The sequence below is a fragment of the Paraburkholderia sp. DHOC27 genome, from assembly GCF_003429005.1.
GTDB lineage: Bacteria > Pseudomonadota > Gammaproteobacteria > Burkholderiales > Burkholderiaceae > Paraburkholderia.
Genome location: NZ_QVQV01000001.1, coordinates 1697350 through 1720218 on the forward strand (window position 1 = coordinate 1697350; position 22869 = coordinate 1720218).

The following is a 22869-nucleotide window of genomic DNA, read 5'->3' on the forward strand; positions in this document are numbered from 1 at the left end:
CCGCGCGGGTTGGGCAGACTGGCCAGGTGTTGGCGTGGCGATGGTCAGGCGTTGACCGGGCACTGGCCACGCATTCAACAAACAGCGCGTTGGGCCGACGTGACGCTGCCGCGGGTTGGTCTGCGAGTCTGCCAGCCAGCCCGCGCGCAAATCACTCTCCGCACGTTCACCTGAACAATCTAGGCCAACCGCCGCTTACTTCGACGAGCCGTTGGTCCAGTACAGCACTTCGTCCTGGCGGTCGAACACGAAGACTTTCATCGCCATCTGCTGCGCCGCGTCGAGCCGGTCCAGCTCCAGCCCATGAACCGCAGGCTCGCCCGCTTCGCCCTTCTGCACGTTGCGGATAATGCCGACGGTTTCGATCTGCGTGTCGAGGTCCTTGGATTTCAGCGGGAAGCTCAGACGCAGGCGGTCGCCGACCTGGCCAAGCGCCCACGAGGTGGTGAGCGACATGCCGAGCGAACTGATACCCTTGGCGAGCCCGATGCCCTCGTAGCGCTCGCCCGTCTCGCCGACGCCATAACGCACCGGCAGCCGTGCGCGCACGCGGATCGACTTGCGTTCGCGCAGCCGGCGGATCACACCGGGACGCGACAGCACCACGTAATCGAACGGCAACTGGCACACCGATTCCACGGTGCAGACGAAGCGGAACACCGCCTGACTGGCAATGGCGACGATCTCGACGTTTTCGCCCACGCCGAGCGGCAGGATCTTGCCTTCGAACAGCGGCGGCGTAACGAACAGCGCTTCGTTCGGCGCAAAACCGATGATGCGGCACGGGTGCATCGGTCCGGTGCTGCCGGCCTGCGGGCGCAAGCCGATCAACGCGCCGATGGACAGATGCATGTCCTTGAGCGCGAGCGGATCCTGCTCTGGCTTGCTCGCGCCGTCGACGGCATGCGCGCTGCCCGGCCCGGCCACGTCACCGCGGCGGGGCTTGAAGTTGTCGAACAGGAACTGGCGTTCCGAGATGGCGGCAAGTACTGCGCCGGTGTCGAGCAGCAGCGAGCCGTCCTGATCGACGATCGGCCAGTCGAGCGGCGTGCCGACCGGCACGGCGTCGGGACTCAGCACGGCCTGCGCCGTCGCGGCAGGTGACTCCACGGTATCTTCGTTCATGGGCGTTAATCAGCAGCGAAGTGAATGGCGGATACCGGGTTAACGTCAGCCTTACCTGAAAGTTTAATGGTTTCTTTAATTCAGCAAAAATTTCCTGAGGTGAACGAGCCTGTCGTCCGGCATGGCTGACGAGCCCACATTTCGTGAAGCTCGCGCCATTCATTGCACCTCATCGCACCTCATTGCGCTTCAGTGCACGTGCGTCTGCGCATGCGACTGTCCGCGCGAGCGCGGCTGCGTCACCGCACTGACCGCCACAAACACGATGATGTTCAGCGCCAGCGCCACGAAGCCGATATTCACATCCTTGGCGCTATCGGGCAGGAACGGAAACAACTGACCCACGCTCACGTGCATCAAGGTGGTGACGGCCACCACCAGCACGCCGGCGAGGATGCCGCAGAACGCGCCTTGCCGGGTGGCCCGGTTGTGGGGCGACAGACTGCACACCAGCGCCGGGAACAGCTGCGTCACGAAGCTGTAACCCATCAGCAGCAGCGCGACGATCGTCTCGCCGCCATGCAGCGTGAAGGCCACGGCCACCAGCGCCACCACCGGCACCAGCAGACGCGCGAGGTTGCGCACGGCGGCGTCCGGCGCGTCGCGCTTGAGCAGGCCACGGTAGACGTCGTTGGCGAGCAGGGTGGAGGCGCTATTGAGGATCATCGAGCCGGGCACCAGCGCAGTCAGCACGCCCGCTGCACCGATCACGCCGACGAACCACGGATCGAAGGTTTGCAGCGACAGCCGGAACAGCGACAGGTCGATGTCCCCACCCTTCAAGCCCGGCACCTTCAGCACCGCAGCAAAGCCGACGAAGAACACGAACAGCAGAATCAACTGGTAGAGCGGCAGGATCATCGCGTTGCGGCGAAAGATCTGCTCGTCCCTGGCGGTGAACACGGAGCCGAAGGTATGCGGCCACATGAAAAAGCCCAGCGACGTGAGCAGCACCGTGGACTGGAACCAGCTCACGCTCGATCCCCTGGCAGGGAAAGTGAGGAAACCGGGTTTGGCCGCGTCGATGGCATGGAACATGGGCGCGAGGCCGCCGTAGTAATGAATCGGCAAATAGATGCCGAGAAACAGCACGATCGCCAGAATCAGCGTGTCCTTGACCACCGAGTTCCATGCCGAGCCGCGTACGCCCGACACGATCACATACGCCGTCACCACGGCTGCGCCGATCCAGACCGCCTCCGTGGACGAGATCGCGCCATACGACGTGGTGGCGACGATGATGCCGAGCCCCTTCAACTGCAGCACCAGGTATGGAATCAGCGCCGCGACGCCCACCAGCGCGACCAGCACGCCGAGCGCGGGGCTGTCGTACTTGCGCGTGAAGAAGTGCGGCTGCGAGACGAGCCGATGCTGCTTGGCGTAACGCCAGATGGGCGGCAGCATCCAGTAGGACAGGATGTACGCAAGCGTCGCATACGCGAGGATGTAGTAGACCGGCGCGCCCTTGCCGTAGGCGAAGCCGCTGCCGCCAAGGAACGTGAAGGTGGTGTAGATCTCACCCGCCATCAACAGGAACACGAACGCGGTACCGAAGCTGCGGCCGCCCACGGTCCACTGTTCGAGGTCCATGTCGTGGCCGCGTTTCGCGCGCAGACCGAGATACAGCGCGACCAGTGTTACGGCGGCAATCAGAACCAGCGCGGCGCTCATCGTGCCGTCCCTTCGGCGTCGGCGCCGCCTTGACGGTTGCGCGGGTCGAGCCGGTAGACGATGCCCATCACCACCGAGGTCAGCACGACCCAGAGCACGATCCACGCGAGCACGAAAGGCATGCCCAGAACCAGCGGCTCGACCCGATTGGCGAACGGTACGCCGAGCAGAATCCCGATGAACGGCAGCAAACCGAGCAGGCGCAGCAACATATGAACAGCTCCTCGAACGAATGGATGCATTGAGCCCTGGCGCGACTTCGATCCGACTTTATGCCGGATGATGCCGCCACGTAAAGGTGCTCAAAAAAAGGTGCCCGCAAAAAGATGGCCCGAAACATGACGCGGACGCTGGCCAGAACGTGGCGGAACAAGGTGCCCGGAAAACGGCAGTGTTGCACGCCGCCGCCGCGCGCCACAATTGGCCATTCGGCCAATGTCTAACGATTGATGCGCCGCGCTATGATGAGGCTCCAGCCAGACCAAACCAGACGCCGCGACCGGTTTCAGCCGTAACCTGTCGGCCGTCGCACCACGGGGATCGCACAACATGGTGGAAAGCCTGATCTCGGACATACTGTTCGGATTTACCGGATTGATCAGCATCATCAATCCGTTCGGCATTGCGTTTGTGTTTCTGGATCGCACGGCTTCGCTGACTACCGAGGAACGCACCGCGCTCGCCCGCAAGATTGCGATCAACGTGCTGTGCGTGCTGCTGGTGGCGTTTTTTCTGGGCACGCCGGTGCTGCATTTCTTCGGCATTTCCATGCAGGCGTTGCGAATCGGCGGCGGCCTCGCGGTCGCGGTGGCCGGCTGGAACATGCTGAACGCGCCGGATACGCCGCCGCCCGAGCCAACCGTGCGGCGCGTCGATGCGGACAGCGCCACCTCCAAGGCGTTTTTCCCGTTGACGGTGCCCCTGACCACGGGTCCGGGTTCGCTTGCCACGGCCATCGCGCTCAATGCCAACCGTACGCATAAGCTGTCGGAGTTCGTGCTGTCCAGCATCGCGTCGGTGGTGATTTCAGTGATCGTGGCCTTCGTGGTCTACCTTACCTATAGCCGTGCGGTCATCTTCGCGCGCTACCTTGGCGTCGAGGGGACGAAAGTAGCCATGCGGGTGTCGTCGTTCCTGTTGCTGTGTATCGGTGTGCAGATCATCTTGACGGGCCTTTCCGAATTTCTCATTCCCATTGCGCAGTTGCAGGGGAAGTAGGGCAATCGAAAATAGCCCATTTCAACTGCCTTTCACGGAGACCACCATGTGCCGCTGGCTCGCCTACACCGGGAACCCCGTGCAGCTCGAAACGGTGCTGTTTCGCGCCAAACATTCGTTGATCGACCAGAGTCTGCATTCCCGTCTCGGGCAGACCACCACCAATGGCGACGGCTTCGGCATCGGCTGGTACGGGCATCCCACCGACATCCCGTTCCGCTACCGCTGCATGCAGCCGGCGTGGAGCGACCGCAATCTGCGCGAAGCGGCGCGGGCCATCCACTCGCCGCTGTTCGTCGCGCACATTCGCGCAGCCACCGACACGCCCGCACAGGAGACCAACTGTCATCCGTTTCGCTACGGGCGGTGGCTGTTCGTCCACAACGGCCTGGTGCGCAATTACCCGGCCGTGCGGCGTGATCTGATGATGGCGATCGATCCGGAATTCTTCCCGTCCATCGAAGGCTCGACCGATTCCGAAGTGCTGTTCTATCTCGCGCTCACTTACGGGCTGGAACTCGCGCCCGTCACCGCGCTGGAACGGATGGTGGGGTTCGTCGAAGCCACCGGCCGCCGCTACGGGGTCGAAGAGCCGCTCAACATGACCGTGTGCGCAACGGACGGCGAGCAGATCGTCGCGGTACGTTATTCGAGCGAGCGGGATTCGCGCACGCTGTTCCACAGCACGTCGTTCAAGCATTTGCGCGAACTGTATCCGCACGACCCGCGCATCCTGGCGGCCGGCGACGACGCCTTTCTCGTGCTGTCCGAACCGTTGGTCGACCTGCCGGGGTTCTGGGAGGAGATACCGGAAAGCACGGCGTTGATTGCGCGTGGCGGGGAGATCCAACAGACGGCCTTCAATCCGCATCTGGCGTGACGCCGGCCGCAGATGGGCTCAGCGCTTCAATAACATCGCGCTCAGCACGGCAAACACCGTCGAGGGCAGCTCGGCCAGCCGGCTCACCACGACGTTGTGCGGGTAAAACGCCTCCACCGCGTCGGTGAGCACGCCCACCCCGACCAGTTCGATGCCGCGTTTCTGGATCGCCGCCACCCGCTCGCGCAGATCGCTGCGCAACACCAGCGGATCGCCGTCGCCGGTGGCCGGGTAGCCGTCGGAGAACACCATCAGGATGCGGCGTTCGGCCGGATGATCGGCGAGCCGCGTCGCGGCCCAGGCCAGCGCTTCGCCGTCCGGATTTTCGTGACCGCAGTCGATGCCGGTGAGGCCGCTCAGATCGGGCGCACCGAAGCGCTTGTAGATCTGCAGGTCGAGCCGTTCCACGAGGCGGTTGTAGCGCCGCAGGTCCACGCCCGCCGCGCGTTGCCGCGCGCAGAGTTGCTGCATCTGCGGCGATTCGATTGAGCTGTAGCCGAGCACTTCGCAAGCGAAGCCGAGTTGCGTCAGCACATCGGCGAGGGCGGCGGCGCACAGGCGCGCCAGTTCGATCTTGCGGCCGGCCATCGAACCGCTGCGGTCGATCAGCAAGGTCACGGCCACATCGCGTCCGCGGGTGGCGCGGCGAATCCTGAACGGCGTGCGATAGCCCGGTGTCGTAGCCAGTCTGGCGAGCGCCGTGCGGTCGATCTCGCCGCGCTCCTGTTCGCGTCGCCAGCGGGTACGCTCGTCCGCGCTCAGCGCCCGTTCGAGGCGGGCTTTCAGTTGCGCGGTTTCGGCGCGCGCCGCCGCGCGCAGCGTGTGCCACTCGGCTGGGTCGCCGAGACCGGTCTGGTCGTTGACCACGTCGAATTCGGTGGCAAGCGGAATGGACAGGCGCGGCGGCGTCCACGTGCGTGGCGCCGGCAGCGTGTTGTCCGCGCGTGTTGCCGCAGGCTCGGCGTCGGCCATGGCGTGGCCCATCCCCACGCCGTCGAGCGCGGCGCTGCCTGCGCCTGCTTCGCCCGGCGGGCTGGCAGCGTCGTTCGGGTCGGCGCGGGTGCCGTCGCTCTCGAAGGCGTCGAAGGCGTCAACGGGGGCATCGCTCGTGACGTCGTCGAGGTCCTCGGCAGTGCCAACGGAAAACATCATCGGGTTGACGTCGCCGGCCGAGAGCGCCCGCACACGCGCCAGAATGACTTGCGCCGCGGCAATGCTGGCGGCGCTGGAGGCGCTCTGGCTCGCCGCCGTCAGCAGATCCTGCGAGGCGAGCAGCGCGGCGGAGAGCGACTGGCTGGTTTCGGCGGCGCTCGCGGTCTCGTTCCACAACGCGCGTTCCACTCGGCAGACAAAACGGTCGCGCCAGCGCAGCGTGCGCCAGCGCTGCTGCGTGCGCGTCGCCGCATGTTCGCGCAGCTTGCCGATGAACCAATGTGCGCCCGGATACGCGTCGAGCAGTTGCACACAGACGCGTCGGTCTTCGATCACCTGCGCCAGTTGCGCCGTCACGCCGCGTGGCAGCGCCTCGAAGCGGTTGAGTTCCGAATACCGGGCGCGCGCCACCAGCAGGTCGAGATAGCCGACCAGCACGTCGGTGGAAAGACCTTCGCCCACCGGGTAATCGGGAATGACGATGCGGCCGCGTTCCACGCGCGGCCCCTCGGGACTGAAGACGACGCTCACGCCGTACTGTCCGGTCAGCACGCGGGCAATCTTGCCCAGCGCGGACTCGAATTCGAAGCCCCGGCTCTCGCGCATACCGTGCGCCGCGTGCATGGCGCTCAGGTCGCGGGCGCGATGTGATGACGGATGATGCCGCGAATCAGCGTCGCATCTTCCGGGCTGACCTTCGCATAGATCGCGGGACCGGCGGCGCGCTCGGGGTCGCCGCTGCGCAGCATCAACGCGGCCCAGTCGAGCAGGCGCCGCGTCGAGAACGCGCTCGCGAGGTCTTCGCGGGCGAAGGCGGCGCGGCAATCGGCGGCGATCGCGGCGAGCGTGCCGGCCAGCATCGGCGTCATATGCGGTGCGAGCGTGCGCACCAGCACCTCGGCTTCTTCAGCCGGCGCGAGGTAGTCGAGCAGGTACACGCGCCAGCGGTCGAGGAATGCCTCGTTCATCAGGTTCGCACCCTGGTACAGATGCCGGAACTGGCTCATCGCGCCCACCGCGTTGGCGGTCGCAAAGAGGCGAAAGGCCGGATGCGGGGCGACCACTTCGTTGCCTTTTTCCTTGAGCGTCAGACGCCCCTGCGGTTCGAGGACCGCCGTCAGGGCGGCGAGGATGGACGGCTCGGCGAAATCGATTTCATCCACGATCAGCCACAGACCTTCGCGCATCGCGGTGGGCAGCACGCCGTCCACCCAAAGCGTCTCGCCTCCCTTGACGGTCCAGAAGCCGACGAAGTCGCCCACCGTGGTCTGGCCGTTCATGTTCGAACGCACCACGCCGTGCTGGGTCCGCGCGGCCACCTGCTCGATCAGACTGGTTTTGCCCACGCCGGTATGGCCGATCAGCATCACGCGGCGGTTCTCGACGATGTCCGCGAGGATGTCATCGAAGCGCTCCGTGAAGAGGTAGGCGGGATTGACCAGCGGCACGAGCGGGCCGGGTGCACCGCAGGCCAGCGTCACGCTCCCGATGCGCGTGGTTTGCAGCGGGTTTTGCAACACGCCGCGGGTGGCGCTTTGATCCGCGCCTGGATGGGGTCGCGCCGCGCGCCCGGCCTCAGCCCCGGCGGCTGCGTCCACGACCTCGTGAGCCTGCTGCTGTTCGCTTTCGGCAGCGGCATCAGCGGCACCAGCGGCATCAACGGCACCAGCGGCGAAAGCAGCCGCAGCCCGCCGCAAGGCCGGCATGAACTCGGCGCGGGGTTGCGCCGCCGCGTGCTGCGTTGCATCGCGCGGCTCGAACACGAAGCCTTCGCGATGCCACTTCTTGAGCTTGGCGCGCAGGTTTTCGGCATCGACAACCAGGTCGATATCGACCACGGCCCTGGCCTCGCCGTTCTGCACGCCATGCTCCAGGCGGAACGTCTGCGGACGGTCCGCGACGCTGACCTGCCACCATTCGGCGCCAGTGACAGTAGCGCGACGGTAGAGGCCAAGGCGTTCGTCTTCGGTGAGGTCGGGTGCGTTCATTGAGCGAAAGGTCGTGGCAGCACTGCCTGAACCCGGACAGGTCCGGAGCGTCGGCTGCATCGTCTGGTTCATCAACGGACGTCTATCTTAGCGCGGCCGTTGCTTGTCCCCGTGCGTGCCCCCGTGCGGGTCGTGTTTCCGGCTACCGGCGAGGCCGAGCATGCCGGTGACGTGTCGAGATGTGCAAAGGCAAATCACTCTTGCCGCAAACGAAATATACTGTTGTCGCGCTTTCACCTATAGTTCGGGCGTTTTTATAAGAATCACCAGCGCTGCAATGCGAAGTGGATCCAGACGTTTCATGCGGCAGCTCACTCATTCGACATCGCGCGCGTCAGTTCGCGAACCGGCAATGAGGCGAGTGCGAGTACGTCGCATGAATCGCTCTGCCTAAAACAACGACTCGCGACCGACACCGATGATGAGACTACGCACACAATTACTGGCCACCTTTGCAGTGGCCATTCCAGCAATGGCCACCCCGCTCGCTGCACATGCACAAAGCAGCGTCGTCATTTACGGACGGCTCGACGGCGGCTTTCAATGGATCAATCACCTTGCAACCGGCAAGGGCGGCACCGTCTCGAACTACAGTGCCGAAGGGGGCGACTGGGGCACCAGCATCCTCGGCTTCAAGGGCACTGAAGATATGGGCGGCGGTCTCTCCGCCATCTTCAAGCTGGAGACCGCGCCGGAAATCATGAACGGCACCGTGAGCGGCGGCCGGCTGTTTTCGCGGCGCGCGTTCGTCGGTCTGGACAGCGATCAATGGGGCTTGCTGCAGGCGGGCCGCAATCTGTTTATCGACAGTGACGGCGTGTGGGAATTCGACCCGATGGTGCAGGAGGCGTTTGCCTCGGCCTCGCTCGTGCGCGGTCGCAACTGGCAGCAGACCAACAATAACGTCGAGTACCACAGCCCGGTCATCGCGGGTTTCGATATTCAAGGCCAGTATGCCTTCGGCAATCAGACCAACGGGTTCAATAACGGCGCGCCCGGCGAGTTTGGCCGTTCCGACGGCGTGATGCTGACGTATCACTCGAAGCTCTTCGAAGTGCGCGGCATCTACGACGAGCTGCGCGACGCCAACGGCCAGATGACCAACATCTTCACCAGTTCGCGCGAATACTTCGCGGGTGTGAACGTCAATCTGGACAGGGTAAAGATCCAGGGCGCCTACACCCACTTCTCCGCGCCGGACACCCCCGCAGGCATTGCTGACAGCGCCAATTACTACTGGCTGGGCGCCACTTACACGGCGACCCAGGCGCTGGCGATTACGCTGGCGGGCTTCTACGTGAGCGTGGGCGATGGCGGCGGCGACGCGCAGCACGACCCTTCCGGCCACGCCACCATGTATACGCTTGGCAGCACTTACAACCTCAGCAAGCGCACCTTCCTGTACGGCACGGTGGCGTACGTGGACAACGGCAAGCAGGCCAATTTCTCGCTGCTGGCCAATCCGCGCGAGGGCTCGGGCAGCACGAGTCCGCTGCAGGGCGAATCGCAGACCGGCGCTTACGTCGGCATCCTGCATCAATTCTAAAGTCTGGCGCACGAGCGGCGAGGGCTACCCTTACCGCTCGTGGTGGCATCGTTGCCGGGGCGCGGCGGAGTCTGTATGGTGAGCCGGACCATGCATGTCCGGTTTGCTCCGGCGTGCTCAATGCAACGTGATCGCCAGGGACGCCGAATGACTTCCAGTAATGCTTCATCGCCGCACGGCGCCGTCGCCGCGCAAGGCGCCGGTGAATCCGCAATCCCGGCGCAGACGCTACGCACCGACGTGCTGATCGTCGGCGCGGGGCCGGTCGGCCTGTTCGCCGCGTTCGAGGCGGGCGTGATCGGGCTGTCGTGTCAGATCGTCGATGCGCTGCCGGAAATAGGCGGACAGTGCATCGAGCTGTATCCCGACAAGCCCATCTACGACATTCCCGCCATCCCGTCCTGCACGGCACGCGAACTGGTGGAGCGCCTGCTGGTGCAATGCAAGCCGTTCAACGTGCCGATCCATCTGGCGCAACGCGTCGAGACCGTCGAGCAGCGCGACGACGGCCGCTGGCACGTAACCACCAGTCAGGGTCTCAGTTTCGATGCCGCCGCCATCCTGCTCGCCGCCGGCAACGGCGCGTTCGCGCCGCAGCGGTTGGCCTTGCCCGAGGCCGTGCCGCTGGAAGGGCGCCACATCCATTACAGCGTGCCCAACGTGGCGGACTTCAAGGACAAGACCGTAGTGGTGGCGGGCGGCGGCGATTCCGCGCTCGACTGGGCGCTGGCGCTGCGCCCGGTGGCGCGCAAGCTGACGCTGCTGCATCGGCGCAACGGCTTCAGCGCGGTGGATTCCAGCGTCGACAAGATGCGCCGCGCCGTCGAGGCGGGTGAGATGGACTTCGTGGTGGGCGCGATCGCCGGGCTCAACGCGCCGGAGGGCAAGCTCGAGTCGCTGGAGATCCGTCAGATTGGCGGTTCGACCCAACTCGAGGCTGAGCATGTCGTCGCGCTGTATGGCCTCGTTGCGGACCTCGGGCCGATCGCCAACTGGGGCTTGAGCCTGCACGCGGGACGGGTGGACGTCGACACCTCCAACTATGAAAGCTCGCGCCCGGGCATTTTCGCAGTGGGCGATATCGCCCACTACCCGAACAAGCAGAAACTGATTCTGTCCGGGTTCCACGAGGCATCGTTGGCCTTACGAAAGGCATACGCCTATGCGTACCCCGAGAAAAAGCGCGTGCACGTGCATTCGAGCTACGACGCCGCGCTAGCTGAAAAAGTCGCGGCCAGCACCGAATAGGTGAGCGGGGGGCGGCGCACCGTCGCGCGACCCGCGACGGGTCATGGCCGCCCCGTTCTGGGGAACGGTGCACAACGAGCGCTCCTCGAAAATCGCCGTGGAAGCGCGCCGTGAGTCGCGAACGGTAAACGTCGCGCAGCCGAAAATCCTTACGCAACAGGCGGTTGCGGCCTACATGCCGCGTCAGATGATCCAGTTGGCATAGCTCGTGCTCTATCGGGTTCAAACTTGTATTCAAGATTGAACTCATGACGAACTCCGCTGATTTTCGCTCCGCCCGTTCTACCGCTGCGACGGCTTCCATCTCCTCCGTGGCACGTGCGGCATCCGTCAGCACGCTTGCCGCGCGCTACGCCGCCGGCACGCTGACGCCCACGCAATGCATCGACGAAACCCTGCAACGCATCGAGGCGGCGGGGCGTCCCGAAGCCTGGATTTATCGCGTCTCCGCCGAGGCGCTGTATGCCCGCGCCGCGCAGCTGGACGTGCTGCGCGCAGAAGCAGGCGCGGCGGTGTTCGAACGCCTGCCGCTCTTCGGCATTCCGTTCGCGGTCAAGGACAACATCGACGTGGCCGGGTTGCCCACCACGGCCGCCTGTCCCGGGTTCGCCTACACGCCCACGGAGTCGGCCTTCGTGGTGCAACGCCTGCTGGACGCGGGCGCAATGCTGATCGGCAAGACCAACCTCGACCAGTTTGCCACCGGACTCGTCGGCGTGCGTTCGCCGTTCGGCGCGGTGCGCCAGTTCGAGTTCGCCGAGCGCGTGTCGGGCGGCTCGAGTTCCGGCTCGGCCGTCACGGTGGCCGCCGGCTGCGTGGCGTTTTCGCTCGGCTCGGATACCGCCGGCTCCGGCCGCGTGCCCGCCGGCTTCAACGAACTGGTCGGACTGAAACCAACCCTCGGGCTCGTCAGCAAGCGCGGCGTGGTGCCGGCGTGCAAGACGCTCGATACCGTGTCGATCTTCGCGCACAGCGTCGGCGATGCGTGGCAGGTGCTGAATCAACTGGCGAAATTCGACTCGCTGGACAGCTATTCGCGCCGCGTGCTGGCGCTCGGTTTGACCGCGGGCGCGTGCCGCATCGGCGTGCCGGCGCAGGCCGAGTTCTATGGCGACAGCCACGCCGCGCAAGCCTTCGAGGCCGCGCTCGATACGTTGCGCGCGCACCTGGCACCGAATCCGGCCGCCATCGACCTCGTGCCGTTCACCCAGGTCTCGGCGCTGCTCTACGACGGCCCGTGGGTGGCCGAACGCCGCGCCGCCGTGGGCGAGTTCTTCGATACGCATCGCGCGGACATGGACGCGGTCGTGGCGGGCGTGATTAGCAAGGCCGACCAGTTCAGCGCCGTGGATGCCTTCAACGCGCAGTACCGCCTCGCCGAACTGAAGCGCCACGCGGAGAAAGTGTTCGAGGACATCGACGTGCTGATCGTCCCGACCACGCCGACCCATCCGACCATCGCCGCGGTCAAGGCCAACCCGGTCGAACTCAACAGCCAGCTCGGCTACTACACGAACTTCGTCAACCTGCTCGATCTGTGCGCGCTGTCGGTGCCGTGCGTGCGTCGCGCGGACGGCTTGCCTGCCGGCGTCACGCTGATCGCGCCGGCTGGCGCGGATCATCGGCTCGCCGTGCTGGGCGCGCAGATTCAGGCGCTGTTTTTCGACGCCGCCACTCACGCTCACGCAGACGACATCAAGCTGCAACCGCTGCTCACCGACGAGCCGTCGATCACCGTCGCCGTGGTGGGCGCACATCTGCGTGGCCAGCCGTTGAACTGGCAACTGCTGCAGGCGGGCGCGCGCTTCCTCGAGGCGACGCATACCTCGCCGGACTATCGCCTGTTCGCGCTGGCGGGCACCACGCCGCCCAAGCCTGGGCTCGTGCATGCGCCGCAAAACGTGTCGCACGTCACGCCGCAACACACAGAGCAAGCCAAAGCCATTCAGGCGCCCGAAGCCATCGCCATCGAACTATGGCAGGTGCCGCTGCGCCTGTTCGGCGCGCTGGTCGCGCAGGTGCCGGCGCCGCTCGGTATCGGCACGGTGCGCGTCGCGGACGGCCGCACCGTGCACGGCTTCATCTGCGAACCGGCGGCCGTTACGCCAGCCGCGGGCGCACGCGAGATCACGCAATACGGCGGCTGGCTGGCCTATCTGGCGAGCCTGTCCACCCCCAACGCCGCCGCTACGGCCGCAGCCGCGAACTCCAACACAACCGTTGTCAATCAATAAACCCTCAACCCCACGAGACCGGAAACGCCATGAGCAATCGTCGCCACTTTCTCAAGAACGCCAGCCTGCTGACACTGGGTGCCGTGCTGCCGTTCGAATCGGTATTTGCCGCCAGCAAACTGACCGTCGGCGTGATCTACGTCGGCGCGCGGGGCGACTATGGATACAACCAGGCGCAGGCCGCCGCCGCTAACGTAATCAAGACGCTGCCTAACGTGAAGGTGGTCGAGGAAGAGAACGTGCCGGAGACCATCGCGGTGCAGAAGTCGATGGAAGCGATGATCGAACAGGACGGCGCCACGCTGATCTTCGCCACCTCGTTTGGCTACTTCGACCCGCACGTGCTGAAGATGGCGGCCAAATATCCGAACGTGCGCTTCGCCCACTGCGGCGGACTGTGGAAGCAGGGCAACCCGCCGAACATCACCAGCTACTTCGGCTATATCGACGAGTGCCAGTATCTGAACGGCGTGGTGGCCGGCCATATGACCAAGACCAAAAAACTCGGCTTCGTCGCCGCCAAGCCGATTCCCCAGGTACTCCGAAACATCAACGCGTTCACGCTGGGCGCGCAGTCCGTGGACCCGTCCATCACCACGCACGTGATCTTCACGGGCGACTGGTCGATGCCTGTCAAGGAAGCGGAATCCGCCAACAGCCTCGTTGATCAGGGTTGCGACGTGCTGACCTGTCACGTCGACGGTCCGAAGGTCGTGATCGAGACCGCCGAGAAGCGCGGCGCGATGAGCTGCGGCTATCACGCGAGCCAGGCAGCGCTCGCGCCGAAGGGCTACCTGACCGGCGCGGAATGGGATTGGGCCACGCCGTACAAGGAACTGGTGGCGGGCGCGCAGGGCGGCAAGCCGCAACCGAACGTGCTGCGCGGCGGCCTCAAGGAAGGCTTCGTGAAGATGTCGCCGTACGGCGCGAAGGTCACGCCCGATGCGCGGCAGAGTGCCGACGGCGTGAAATCGAAAATGATGTCGGGCGAATTCGTGATCTTCAAAGGTCCGATCAAGGACAACAAGGGCGGCGTGGTGGTGGCGGACGGCACGAGCCACGTGCAGACCGACTACACGCTCGAAAGCATGAACTACCTGGTCTCGGGTGTGGTGGGCCAGATCTGATGTTGCAGCAGGATCAATCTTCAAGGAGCGGCCATGCGTCCTAACGCGAGTTCTGCCCGGCTGATGCTCGGTGTGTTGCCCGCCATCCCAACGGTCTGCGCGCTGGCGGGCACGCTGTTGCTGTTCTGGCTGTTTCTGCTGGTGCAGGGCGCGCCGGCGATGGATGCCATCGGCCTGATTTTCCAGGGGGCGTTCGGTTCGTCGTTCGCATGGCAAAGCACCTTGCTGCGCGCTTCACCGTTGATGTTGACGGCACTGTGCGTGGCCTTGCCGGCGCAGGTGGGGCTGGTGGTGATTGGCGGCGAGGGCGCGCTCGCGCTAGGCGGACTGGCCGCGGCCGTGGTGCCGCAATGCCTGCCGGCCGGCACGCCCTGGCTCATCGCCTCGCCGTTGATGGCGCTGGCGGGCATCGTCGCGGGCGCCATCTGGATCGGCGCAGTGGGCGCGCTGCGGCAATGGCGCGGCGTCAACGAGACCATCAGCAGTCTGTTGATGTCGTACATCGCCATTGCCCTCTTCAAGCATCTGGTGGAAGGGCCGCTGCGCGATCCGGCGAGTCTCAACAAGCCATCCACGTTCCCCGTGCCCGATGCGATGACGATCGGCTCGCTGCCCGGCCTCGAAGTGCACTGGGGTTTGCTGTGGGGCGTGCTGGCCTGTATCGCCGCGTGGGTGTTCGTCAAGCACAGCACCAAGGGCTTTGCGATGCGCGTGGTGGGCGGCAGCAACCGCGCCGCGCGCCTTGTGGGTTTGCCGGTGAGTCTGCTGGCGCTCGGCGCGTGCGCGCTCGGCGGCGGTGCGGCGGGACTGGCCGGCATGTTCGAAGTGGCGGCCGTGCAGGGCAGCGCGAATGCATCGCTGCTCGCGGGCTATGGCTACAGCGGCATCCTCGTGGCTTTCGCCGCGCGCCAGAACCCGCTGGCCATCGTGCTGTGCGCGGTGCTGATTGGCGGCATCGAAGCGAGCGGCAGTCTGCTGCAACGCCGGCTCGACCTGCCGGATGCCACCACGCTGGTGCTGCAAGGCCTGTTGTTCGCCAACCTGCTCGCGTGGGAAGCGCTGGGCGGCCGCATCGTCGCGTGGCGTCTGAAACTGCAGGCGCTCGCGGTCAGCGAAGTGCCGGTGCAACTGGAGAAGACTCATGCCTGATATGCACTCACCGGTGGTGGTCCTGTTGCTCTCGTTGCTGGCCGGCGCAATTCGCGTGAGCACACCGTATCTGTTCGTGAGTCTCGGCGAATGCCTGACGGAAAAGGGCGGCCGCGTGAATCTCGGCCTGGAGGGCATCCTCGTCTCCGGCGCGATGAGCGGCTACGCGGCGTCGTATCTGACCGGCTCGCCGTGGCTCGGCGTGCTGGCAGCGGGTGTGGTCGGTCTGCTGTTTGGTTGTCTGCACGGACTCGTGTGCTCGCTGCCGCGCGTGTCGGACATTGCGTTCGGCATTGCGTTGATGCTGCTCGGCACCGGCCTCGCGTTCTATCTCGGCAAGCCGTTCATCCAGCCACAGGCGCCGATGCTGCAATCCATCGACCTGGGCGGTTGGGCCGTGTCGCCGCAACTGCATAACGCGCTGCATATCAATCCGCTGTTCGTGATCGGCATCGTGCTCGCGTTCGTCCTGCAATGGGGGTTGCGCAGCACGCGCTGGGGCATGACCTTGCGGCTCGTCGGTGATCACGCGGAAACCGCGCGGGCGATGGGCTATCCGCTCACGCGTATCCGCATTGCCGCCACGGCGGTGGGCGGTTTTTTCGCGGGCGTGGGCGGCGCGTATCTGTCGCTGGTCTATCCGGGTAGCTGGAACGAGGGGCTCTCCAGCGGCCAGGGTTTGATGGCCGTCGCACTGGTGATCTTCGCGCGCTGGCAGCCGCTGCGTTGCCTGTATGCCGCGCTGCTGTTCGGCGCGGCCGGTGCCCTGGGTCCGGCGCTGCAAGCCATTGGCGTGACGAGCGGCTACTACCTCTACAACGCCGCGCCCTATGTGCTGACGCTCGTGATCATGATCATCAACTGCCGCCCCGATCGCACGCTGACCGGCGCGCCGGGTGAATTGAGCCTGACACGCTGAGCCTGACGCGCTGAGCCGAGTGCCTGATTCCGCCGCGCATGACAGCGTGAACAAACAACCTGCCAGCACAACTGAAGAGTGCCGAACCATGAACCGATTCCTCGAAGCGAAACCTTACCCCTGGCCGTATGACGGCAACCTGCGGCCCGATAACACCGCGCTCATCATCATCGACATGCAGACCGATTTCTGCGGCCACGGCGGCTATGTCGACAAGATGGGCTACGACCTGTCGCTCACGCGCGCGCCCATCGAACCGATCAAGAACGTGTTGACGCTGATGCGCGAGCAGGGCTTCACGATCATTCATACGCGCGAAGGACATCGGCCGGATCTGTCCGATCTGCCCGCCAACAAGCGCTGGCGCAGCCGCCGCGCCGGGACCGACGGCGTAGGCATCGGCGACGCTGGCCCGTGCGGCAGGATTCTCGTGCGCGGTGAGCCGGGCTGGGAGATCATCGACGAACTGGCGCCGCTGCCAGGCGAGATCATCATCGACAAACCCGGCAAAGGCTCATTCTGCGCGACGGATCTGGAGTTGATCCTGCGCACACGCGGCATCGTCAACCTGATTCTCACCGGCATCACCACCGATGTCTGCGTACACACCACCATGCGTGAAGCCAACGACCGCGGCTTCGAGTGCACCGTGCTGGCCGACTGCTGCGGCGCCACCGACAAAAGCAATCACGACGCCGCGCTGCACATGATCACAATGCAAGGCGGCGTGTTCGGTACGGTATCCGATTCGCAAGCAGTGCTTGCTACTTTGGGACGTTAATCATCATGGCCAGCGTCGCTCCCTACAATCAGCCGCACGCTGCGTTCACGCACGCGCTGGGCGTCGAAGTGCTCGGCGCGTCGAAAAATTTCGGCGCGTTTCGCGCGCTCGACAAGGTGTCGATCAAGGTCGCGCCGGGCACGATCCACGCGTTGCTCGGCGAAAACGGCGCCGGCAAGAGCACGCTGGTGAAGGGGCTGGTCGGCTATGGGCTGCTCGACGAAGGGCAGATCACCGCCGATGGCCGTGAAGCAAAGATCGCCTCGCCGCGCGACGCGCAGGCGCTCGGCATCGGCATGGTGTATCAGCATTTCACGCTGGCAACGGGTTTGTCGGTGGAAGAAAACCTGTTGCTCGCCACGGGGCGTCTGTCGTGGCGGATCGACTGGAAACGCGAGCGTGCCGCATTGAGCGAGTTCATGCGCAGCATGCCGTTCAGTCTGCCGCTCGAAGCGCCCGTGGCCGGTCTCGCGGCGGGCGAAAAGCAGAAGCTCGAAATTCTCAAGCAACTGTATCTGCGGCAGCGGTTTCTGATTCTGGATGAACCGACTTCGGTGCTCACGCCGCAGGAGGCCGACGAAGTGCTTGGTCTGATGCGCGACCTCACCACGCGCGGACAACTCACCGTGCTGATGATCACGCACAAGTTCCGCGAGGTGATGGCCTATGCGGACGACGTCACGGTGTTGCGCAAGGGGCGTCAGGTGGGCACGACCGCCGTCGCGCAGACCAGCCGCGATCAACTGGCCGCGTGGATGATGGGCACGAGCGTCGCCACCGTGGCGAACGCGCAGACCGACGCCGCGGCATCCGCAGCGCCGGTGCTCGCGGAGATCAAGGTGGAGCGTGCCGCGCGCAAGCCGCTCGATCCGCAGGCCCCCGTGCGGCTCGAACTGCGCAACGTTTCTGTCGAGGATGACCGTGGACATACGGCGGTGCGCGACGCGTCGCTGACAGTGCGTGCCGGCGAGATTCTTGGCCTTGCCGGTGTCTCGGGAAACGGTCAAAAGGAACTGGTTGAGGCACTGGTTGGACAGCGGCGCCCGGTAGCGGGCGAGATGCGGGTGAAGGGCGAGTCGTATCGCGCGACGCGCGCCGAAATGACCTCGCGCCGCGTCTTCGCGATTCCCGAGGAGCCGCTAAAAAACGCCTGCGTCGCGGGCATGAGTGTGGCCGAAAACCTGGCACTGCGTGACTTCGACCGCGCGCCGGTGTGCCGGGGCGGCTGGCGGCTGGATCGCCGCGCGATGCGCGAGCGGGCCGCGCAACGGATTCGCGATTTCAACGTGCGGCCGCCAGCGCCGGACCGCATGATCGGCACGCTCTCGGGCGGCAACGTGCAACGTGCGGTGCTGGCGCGCGAACTCGGCCAAGCCGTGGATGTGCTGATCGTCGCGAATCCCGTGTTCGGTCTGGATTTCGCTTCCGTGGCGGACATTCACGCGCGGCTGATTGCAGCGCGCGATGCGGGCGCCGCTGTGCTGCTGGTCAGCGAAGACCTCGACGAACTGCTCGAACTGGCTGACCGTATCACGGTGATGGCCGAAGGCAGACTCGTGTTTGAAACGCCTGCTCAGGATGCCGAACGGGCCGTGCTGGGGCAGCACATGGCGGGGCATGTCGAGGAGCACGCGCATCCGGCTGCGGCAGACGTGGTTGCAGCATAAAGCTGAAGCGCCGTGACGTCAGAGCATGGCGAAAGCGGTTCCAGGTAGTAAAACGGGGGTTGTCGTAAGCGTTCCCGCGTAGTCTGAGCGATGCTGCGTGAGTGGACGTGCCATGCGGCACATTCCTGGCCTGGAGGCGGGGGTGTGCCGCCGCTGGCGATCAAGCTGGCGCACAAGAGGCGGCACACAACAACAAGGGTTAGACCGAGGTTAGATCATGAACATCGAAGTACAGGCCGCACCGTCACCGTTCGTATTCGACGCGTCGAAGGTGGCGCTCGTCATCATCGACATGCAGCGCGATTTCATCGAGCCAGGCGGCTTTGGCGAATCGCTGGGTAACGACGTGACGCTGCTGGCCGGCATCGTCCCCACCGTCGTAGAGTTGCTCGCGCTTGCGCGTGACGGCGGCTGGATGGTGGTGCATACGCGCGAGTCGCACGCGCCCGATCTGTCCGATTGCCCGCCCGCCAAGCGGCTGCGTGGTGCACCAGAGATGCGCATCGGCGAGCCGGGGCCGATGGGGCGCATTCTCGTGCGCGGCGAACCGGGCAACGCGATCATCGACGCACTGACGCCGATTGCCGGCGAACTCGTCATCGACAAACCCGGTAAAGGCGCCTTCTACGCCACACGTCTGGGCGAAGAACTGGCCACACGGGGCATCACCCATCTGATTTTCGCTGGCGTAACAACCGAGGTGTGCGTACAAACCTCGATGCGCGAAGCCAACGATCGCGGCTACGATTGCCTGTTGATCGAAGATGCGACCGCGAGCTACTTCCCCGCATTCAAGGAGGCGAGTCTCGCGATGATCCGCTCGCAAGGCGGCATCGTTGGCTGGACCGCGCCGTTTGCGGCATTGAAAAGGGAAGCGTGAGGATGGACGTCAACAAGCCGGAGATTGTGGCCGAGGTGGCGGCGGCCTTCGAAGAGTATGAGCGGGCGTTGGTGATGAACGATGTGGAGGCAATGAACGCGCTGTTCTGGGACACACCCGAGACAGTACGCTACGGCATTGCCGAGGTTCAGCATGGGGGCGAGGCGGTGCGTGCGTGGCGCGCCACTGCGGTGCCGGTGCCGCCGTCGCGGCGTCTGCATCGCACGGTGGTGACCACCTTCGGTAATGATTACGCCACGGTCAGCACGGAATTCACGAGCGACGCCACCGCACTGCTGGGACGTCAGATGCAGACGTGGGCGCGCATCGGCTCGCCGCTGGCATCGGATCATCGCGGCTGGCAGATCGTCGCGGCACATGTCAGCCTGATCCCGATGCCGTAACGGGCTGATAATAAGTACACCGCGAGAACACCGCAAAAACACCGCGAGACACCGCAACGGAGAGTTGGCGAGATGAGTGAACACGACACAGCCGAGGCGAAACTGGCACGCACACCGTATGCGCTTGCCGAGGCCAACGCTGGGCAGGAGATGGGGTCCGCAGAAGGCCGGAACGGTGGCGCAAGCGCTGGGGCAAACACCGGCGCAAACCCCGGACCGAACGCGCTGGCTGAGCAGGTGTATCAGCAGTTGAAGAGCGACATTTTCAGTTTCCGGCTGTTCCCGGGCGATCGTTTCTCCGAAAGCGATATCGCGCAGCACTACGGCGTGTCACGCACGCCGATGCGTGACGGTCTGTTCCGTCTGCAACGCGAAGGGTATCTGGAAGTGGGTTTCCGGCGCGGCTGGAAAGTCTCGCAGATCAACTTCGACCAGCTCGATCAACTGTACGACCTGCGCATCGTGCTCGAACTCGCATCGCTCGAACGACTCACGAGCGGCAACGCACCGCATGAAGCCATCGCGCCGCTCAAGGCGATCTGGTGTGTCGATCCGCAATTGCGCGAGAGCGATGCGGTCACCATGTTCGGCATGGACGAAAACTTCCATCGGCAACTCGTGGCGGCTACCGGCAATGGCGAGATGCTTCGCGTGCACAACGAAGTCACCGAGCGCATCCGCATCGTGCGGCGGCTCGATTTTCTGAAGCCGCACCGCACCAGCGCCACATACGATGAGCATTCCACCATGCTGCATCTGATCGAACGCAACCGGCTGCCGGAGGCCAGCATTCTGTTGCGCGCTCATATTACCCAGAGCAAGCTCGAAGTCCGCAAGATCACCGTGTCGATGCTCGCCGCAGCGCGCGACCAGAAGCTGCCGTTCGTGTCGTGACTGTGCTTCGCCGCGTTCAATGGCGCGCTTGCAGTGCGATGCTGCACGCGGGCTTTGCATGCTGCGTTGTACGTTGCTTTGCACGCTGATTCGTCGCACGGATTCACGGCGCCGATTCGTCTCACGAGTGCATATAACGCGTGATGCACAACGCGACGCAATGGGCTCGAACATGGCGGAGATCGACTAGGCGCGAGCACGGTGAGGTGCGAGCGCGCGCGGGTGGGTTTGTTACACTGCGTAGTGGTCCTCTTTGCCGCCATCATCCCCCTCGAACCGGTGTGCCGGTGTTGCTCTGACGAAACCAGACGACGCGCCGCAGGTTCGTGCGGCGCGAACCCGGCGCGGCACTTCCGAGATCGACCCGGAGGTTTCTCATGTCCACGACGTTGTACAGTCGGCCGCATGGCGTTCGCGCTGCGCTGACGTGTGTGCTTGCGTGCGCGCTTGGTGGCATCTTCGCGACGAGTGCGTGGAGCGCGCACGCGCAGCGGCCGCAGGCGCCATCCGAGGCCGTGCCCTCGCAATTGCTGAGCGACGACGAGCGCATTGATTTCTGCACACAAATGCGCCGCGCTGCCACCCCCGAACAACGCCACGCAGTGACCGTTCGTCTGCACGATACCGTCACGCCGCGCGCCCAGGTGCAAGGCGTCGATTTGCCGAACTGGGTGAAAGAAGGACAGCCGGTGGGCAGCGACGGTCGTCTGCCGGGTCTGAGTTGCAACGACGGCGGCGGCAGACCGCGCGTGCAGGCCGCGGCACCGGTCGCGCCGGTTGCGCAGGTGCCTGAAGCGCCGCCACGCAAATCCGCATCGCGCGACAGCATGGAAGCCAAACCGGTTCCATCGCGCGATTTCCCCGCGCACGCCATGCAGACCACCCCATCGCCGGCGCAGATTCCCGTACGTGATAGCGCGCCAGCCACGCTTGCCGCCATGCCGCCGCCGCAGGATCGGCCCGCCGTCGACGCTGCGCCGCGTAGCGCCGCCGCGGGCGACATTCCGGTCGAGCAGGATAACGGCGTCGCCTATGTGACAGGCGGCGTAGGCCAGGACGAAGCCAGCGCGATGCGCGGCCTCGCCGGGGGGTACAACATGCGCGCCACCTTTACTACCCGTTCGGGCGAGTATCTGTCGGGCGTGAACCTGCGCGTCGTGAAAGCGGGCGGCGCCACGGTGTTCGCCGCCACCTCGGATGGGCCGTATCTGTTTGCGCGTTTGCCCGAAGGGCACTACCGGATCATCGCGTCGGTGGATGGCGCCGAGCGCAGCCGCGAACTGTATGTACCGGCGCGCGGCGGCGTCAGATTTACGCTGGTATGGCCGAGTTTGCGCACGACATCGGTGAACTGAGCGGGTGAAAGGCGGGTGATATTAGCGAATGCAACGAACGGGTGAAATCAGCGGATTAAATCAGCGGTTTTAACCGGCGCGTGCAGCAGGGAGTGGCGAAGAGCGTCGAACGTCGGTGCTTTTGTCTTTACGCATGACCCAACCCGTAGCCCGCGAACCGCACACGCAGACGCGGGCAAACACAGGCAAACGGCAAATCCACTCGCCGCCAGCCGGTCTTTTCAGCCGCTTGCACATGGCCGGGCACTGGTCGTGCTGCTTTCAAGCATCAATGGAGGTCGCCATGACCCGAGATGAGTTTGAGAGCAAGCTCGCGATGATCTTGCAGGACGTCGCGTTCGGCACCACCGCCGATCTCACCGACGAGGCCGTGGCGTACTGGGACGGCCATCGCATCGTCTACGCGACGCTCGCCGAGGATGGCGGCCGGGTGGACCGCGAATTCGATCTCGGTGCGCGCTGGCCCGAGTGGCGCGCCTGGCTCGAAGCCTGGATGTCCGAACCGACCTTCAGCGTGAGGCCGGAACTCCAGGCCGTGCACGATGCGGCGAGTACGCCGCCGGGGAGAGGGCGCTGAAGAGGGAGGCGTGCGTTGCGTGTGGGTCACGTGTGTCACGTGCGTCACGTGCAC

Annotated in this window: 21 protein-coding genes; 16 read left to right on the forward strand and 5 right to left on the reverse strand. The window is 65.0% G+C overall.

Annotated elements, in window-relative coordinates; genetic code table 11:
- Nucleotides 1-195: 195 nt before the first annotated feature.
- From D0B32_RS07445 to D0B32_RS07455, 3 genes are all read right to left on the reverse strand, one after another.
- On the reverse strand, nt 196-1125 hold the full coding sequence (locus tag D0B32_RS07445) for a flagellar brake protein (protein WP_117333210.1): 930 nt from the start codon (nt 1123-1125) through the stop codon (nt 196-198).
- Nucleotides 1126-1314: 189 nt separating this feature from the next.
- On the reverse strand, nt 1315-2796 hold the full coding sequence (locus D0B32_RS07450) for a sodium:solute symporter (protein ID WP_117333212.1): 1482 nt from the start codon (nt 2794-2796) through the stop codon (nt 1315-1317).
- Complete coding sequence (locus D0B32_RS07455; protein WP_117333214.1) at nt 2793-3008, reverse strand: DUF3311 domain-containing protein; 216 nt, start codon at nt 3006-3008, stop codon at nt 2793-2795. The genes D0B32_RS07450 and D0B32_RS07455 overlap by 4 nt, the downstream gene beginning before the upstream one ends.
- A gap of 337 nt (nt 3009-3345) precedes the next feature.
- On the opposite strand from D0B32_RS07455, the gene D0B32_RS07460 reads away from it, so the two are divergent.
- Both D0B32_RS07460 and D0B32_RS07465 read left to right on the forward strand, forming a co-directional pair.
- Nucleotides 3346-4014, forward strand: a complete 669-nt coding sequence (locus D0B32_RS07460) for a MarC family protein (protein WP_117333215.1) — start codon at nt 3346-3348, stop codon at nt 4012-4014.
- A gap of 46 nt (nt 4015-4060) precedes the next feature.
- Complete coding sequence (locus tag D0B32_RS07465; RefSeq protein WP_117333216.1) at nt 4061-4894, forward strand: class II glutamine amidotransferase; 834 nt, start codon at nt 4061-4063, stop codon at nt 4892-4894.
- Nucleotides 4895-4912: 18 nt separating this feature from the next.
- On the opposite strand, the gene D0B32_RS07470 is transcribed toward D0B32_RS07465, so the two are convergent.
- Nucleotides 4913-6652 (reverse strand): cobaltochelatase CobT-related protein, encoded by a 1740-nt coding sequence (locus D0B32_RS07470; RefSeq protein WP_259294905.1) that lies wholly within the window; start codon nt 6650-6652, stop codon nt 4913-4915.
- 23 nt (nt 6653-6675) lie between these two features.
- Nucleotides 6676-8034: an AAA family ATPase gene (locus D0B32_RS07475; protein ID WP_117333218.1), complete on the reverse strand. Its 1359-nt coding sequence runs from the start codon at nt 8032-8034 to the stop codon at nt 6676-6678.
- A gap of 421 nt (nt 8035-8455) precedes the next feature.
- On the opposite strand from D0B32_RS07475, the gene D0B32_RS07480 reads away from it, so the two are divergent.
- The 14 genes from D0B32_RS07480 to D0B32_RS07540 all read left to right on the forward strand — a co-directional run bounded on the left by D0B32_RS07480 (nt 8456) and on the right by D0B32_RS07540 (nt 22815).
- A complete protein-coding gene (locus tag D0B32_RS07480; protein WP_117333504.1) occupies nt 8456-9580 on the forward strand; it encodes a porin in 1125 nt (374 codons plus the stop codon).
- Between the two features lie 147 nt (nt 9581-9727).
- Complete coding sequence (locus tag D0B32_RS07485; RefSeq protein WP_117333219.1) at nt 9728-10828, forward strand: NAD(P)/FAD-dependent oxidoreductase; 1101 nt, start codon at nt 9728-9730, stop codon at nt 10826-10828.
- A 43-nt stretch (nt 10829-10871) separates the two neighbouring features.
- Nucleotides 10872-11033: a hypothetical protein gene (locus D0B32_RS32475; RefSeq protein WP_181969735.1), complete on the forward strand. Its 162-nt coding sequence runs from the start codon at nt 10872-10874 to the stop codon at nt 11031-11033.
- A gap of 43 nt (nt 11034-11076) precedes the next feature.
- The gene (gene atzF, locus D0B32_RS07490) at nt 11077-13062 is read left to right on the forward strand and encodes an allophanate hydrolase (RefSeq protein ID WP_117333220.1); all 1986 of its coding nucleotides are present in this window, start codon (nt 11077-11079) and stop codon (nt 13060-13062) included.
- A gap of 29 nt (nt 13063-13091) precedes the next feature.
- Nucleotides 13092-14189, forward strand: coding sequence for a BMP family ABC transporter substrate-binding protein (locus tag D0B32_RS07495; protein WP_117333221.1), 1098 nt, complete (start codon nt 13092-13094; stop codon nt 14187-14189).
- A gap of 33 nt (nt 14190-14222) precedes the next feature.
- Nucleotides 14223-15338 (forward strand): ABC transporter permease, encoded by a 1116-nt coding sequence (locus D0B32_RS07500; protein ID WP_117333222.1) that lies wholly within the window; start codon nt 14223-14225, stop codon nt 15336-15338.
- Nucleotides 15331-16257 carry an ABC transporter permease gene (locus D0B32_RS07505; protein WP_117333223.1) on the forward strand — a complete coding sequence of 309 codons (927 nt, stop codon included), beginning with the start codon at nt 15331-15333 and terminating at the stop codon, nt 16255-16257. Before D0B32_RS07500 ends, D0B32_RS07505 begins: the two co-directional genes overlap by 8 nt.
- Before the next feature lie 88 nt (nt 16258-16345).
- The gene (locus D0B32_RS07510) at nt 16346-17038 is read left to right on the forward strand and encodes a cysteine hydrolase family protein (RefSeq protein ID WP_117333224.1); all 693 of its coding nucleotides are present in this window, start codon (nt 16346-16348) and stop codon (nt 17036-17038) included.
- Between the two features lie 5 nt (nt 17039-17043).
- Nucleotides 17044-18705 (forward strand): ABC transporter ATP-binding protein, encoded by a 1662-nt coding sequence (locus D0B32_RS07515; RefSeq protein ID WP_117333225.1) that lies wholly within the window; start codon nt 17044-17046, stop codon nt 18703-18705.
- 217 nt (nt 18706-18922) lie between these two features.
- Nucleotides 18923-19585 carry a cysteine hydrolase family protein gene (locus tag D0B32_RS07520; RefSeq protein ID WP_117333226.1) on the forward strand — a complete coding sequence of 221 codons (663 nt, stop codon included), beginning with the start codon at nt 18923-18925 and terminating at the stop codon, nt 19583-19585.
- A 2-nt stretch (nt 19586-19587) separates the two neighbouring features.
- Nucleotides 19588-19989, forward strand: coding sequence for an oxalurate catabolism protein HpxZ (hpxZ, locus tag D0B32_RS07525; RefSeq protein ID WP_117333227.1), 402 nt, complete (start codon nt 19588-19590; stop codon nt 19987-19989).
- A 72-nt stretch (nt 19990-20061) separates the two neighbouring features.
- On the forward strand, nt 20062-20883 hold the full coding sequence (locus D0B32_RS07530) for a GntR family transcriptional regulator (RefSeq protein WP_259294906.1): 822 nt from the start codon (nt 20062-20064) through the stop codon (nt 20881-20883).
- A 377-nt stretch (nt 20884-21260) separates the two neighbouring features.
- Entirely contained in the window at nt 21261-22238 is a 978-nt protein-coding gene (locus D0B32_RS07535) for a carboxypeptidase-like regulatory domain-containing protein (RefSeq protein ID WP_117333228.1), read from the forward strand.
- A gap of 283 nt (nt 22239-22521) precedes the next feature.
- The gene (locus D0B32_RS07540) at nt 22522-22815 is read left to right on the forward strand and encodes a hypothetical protein (protein ID WP_117333229.1); all 294 of its coding nucleotides are present in this window, start codon (nt 22522-22524) and stop codon (nt 22813-22815) included.
- Nucleotides 22816-22869 lie beyond the last annotated feature (54 nt).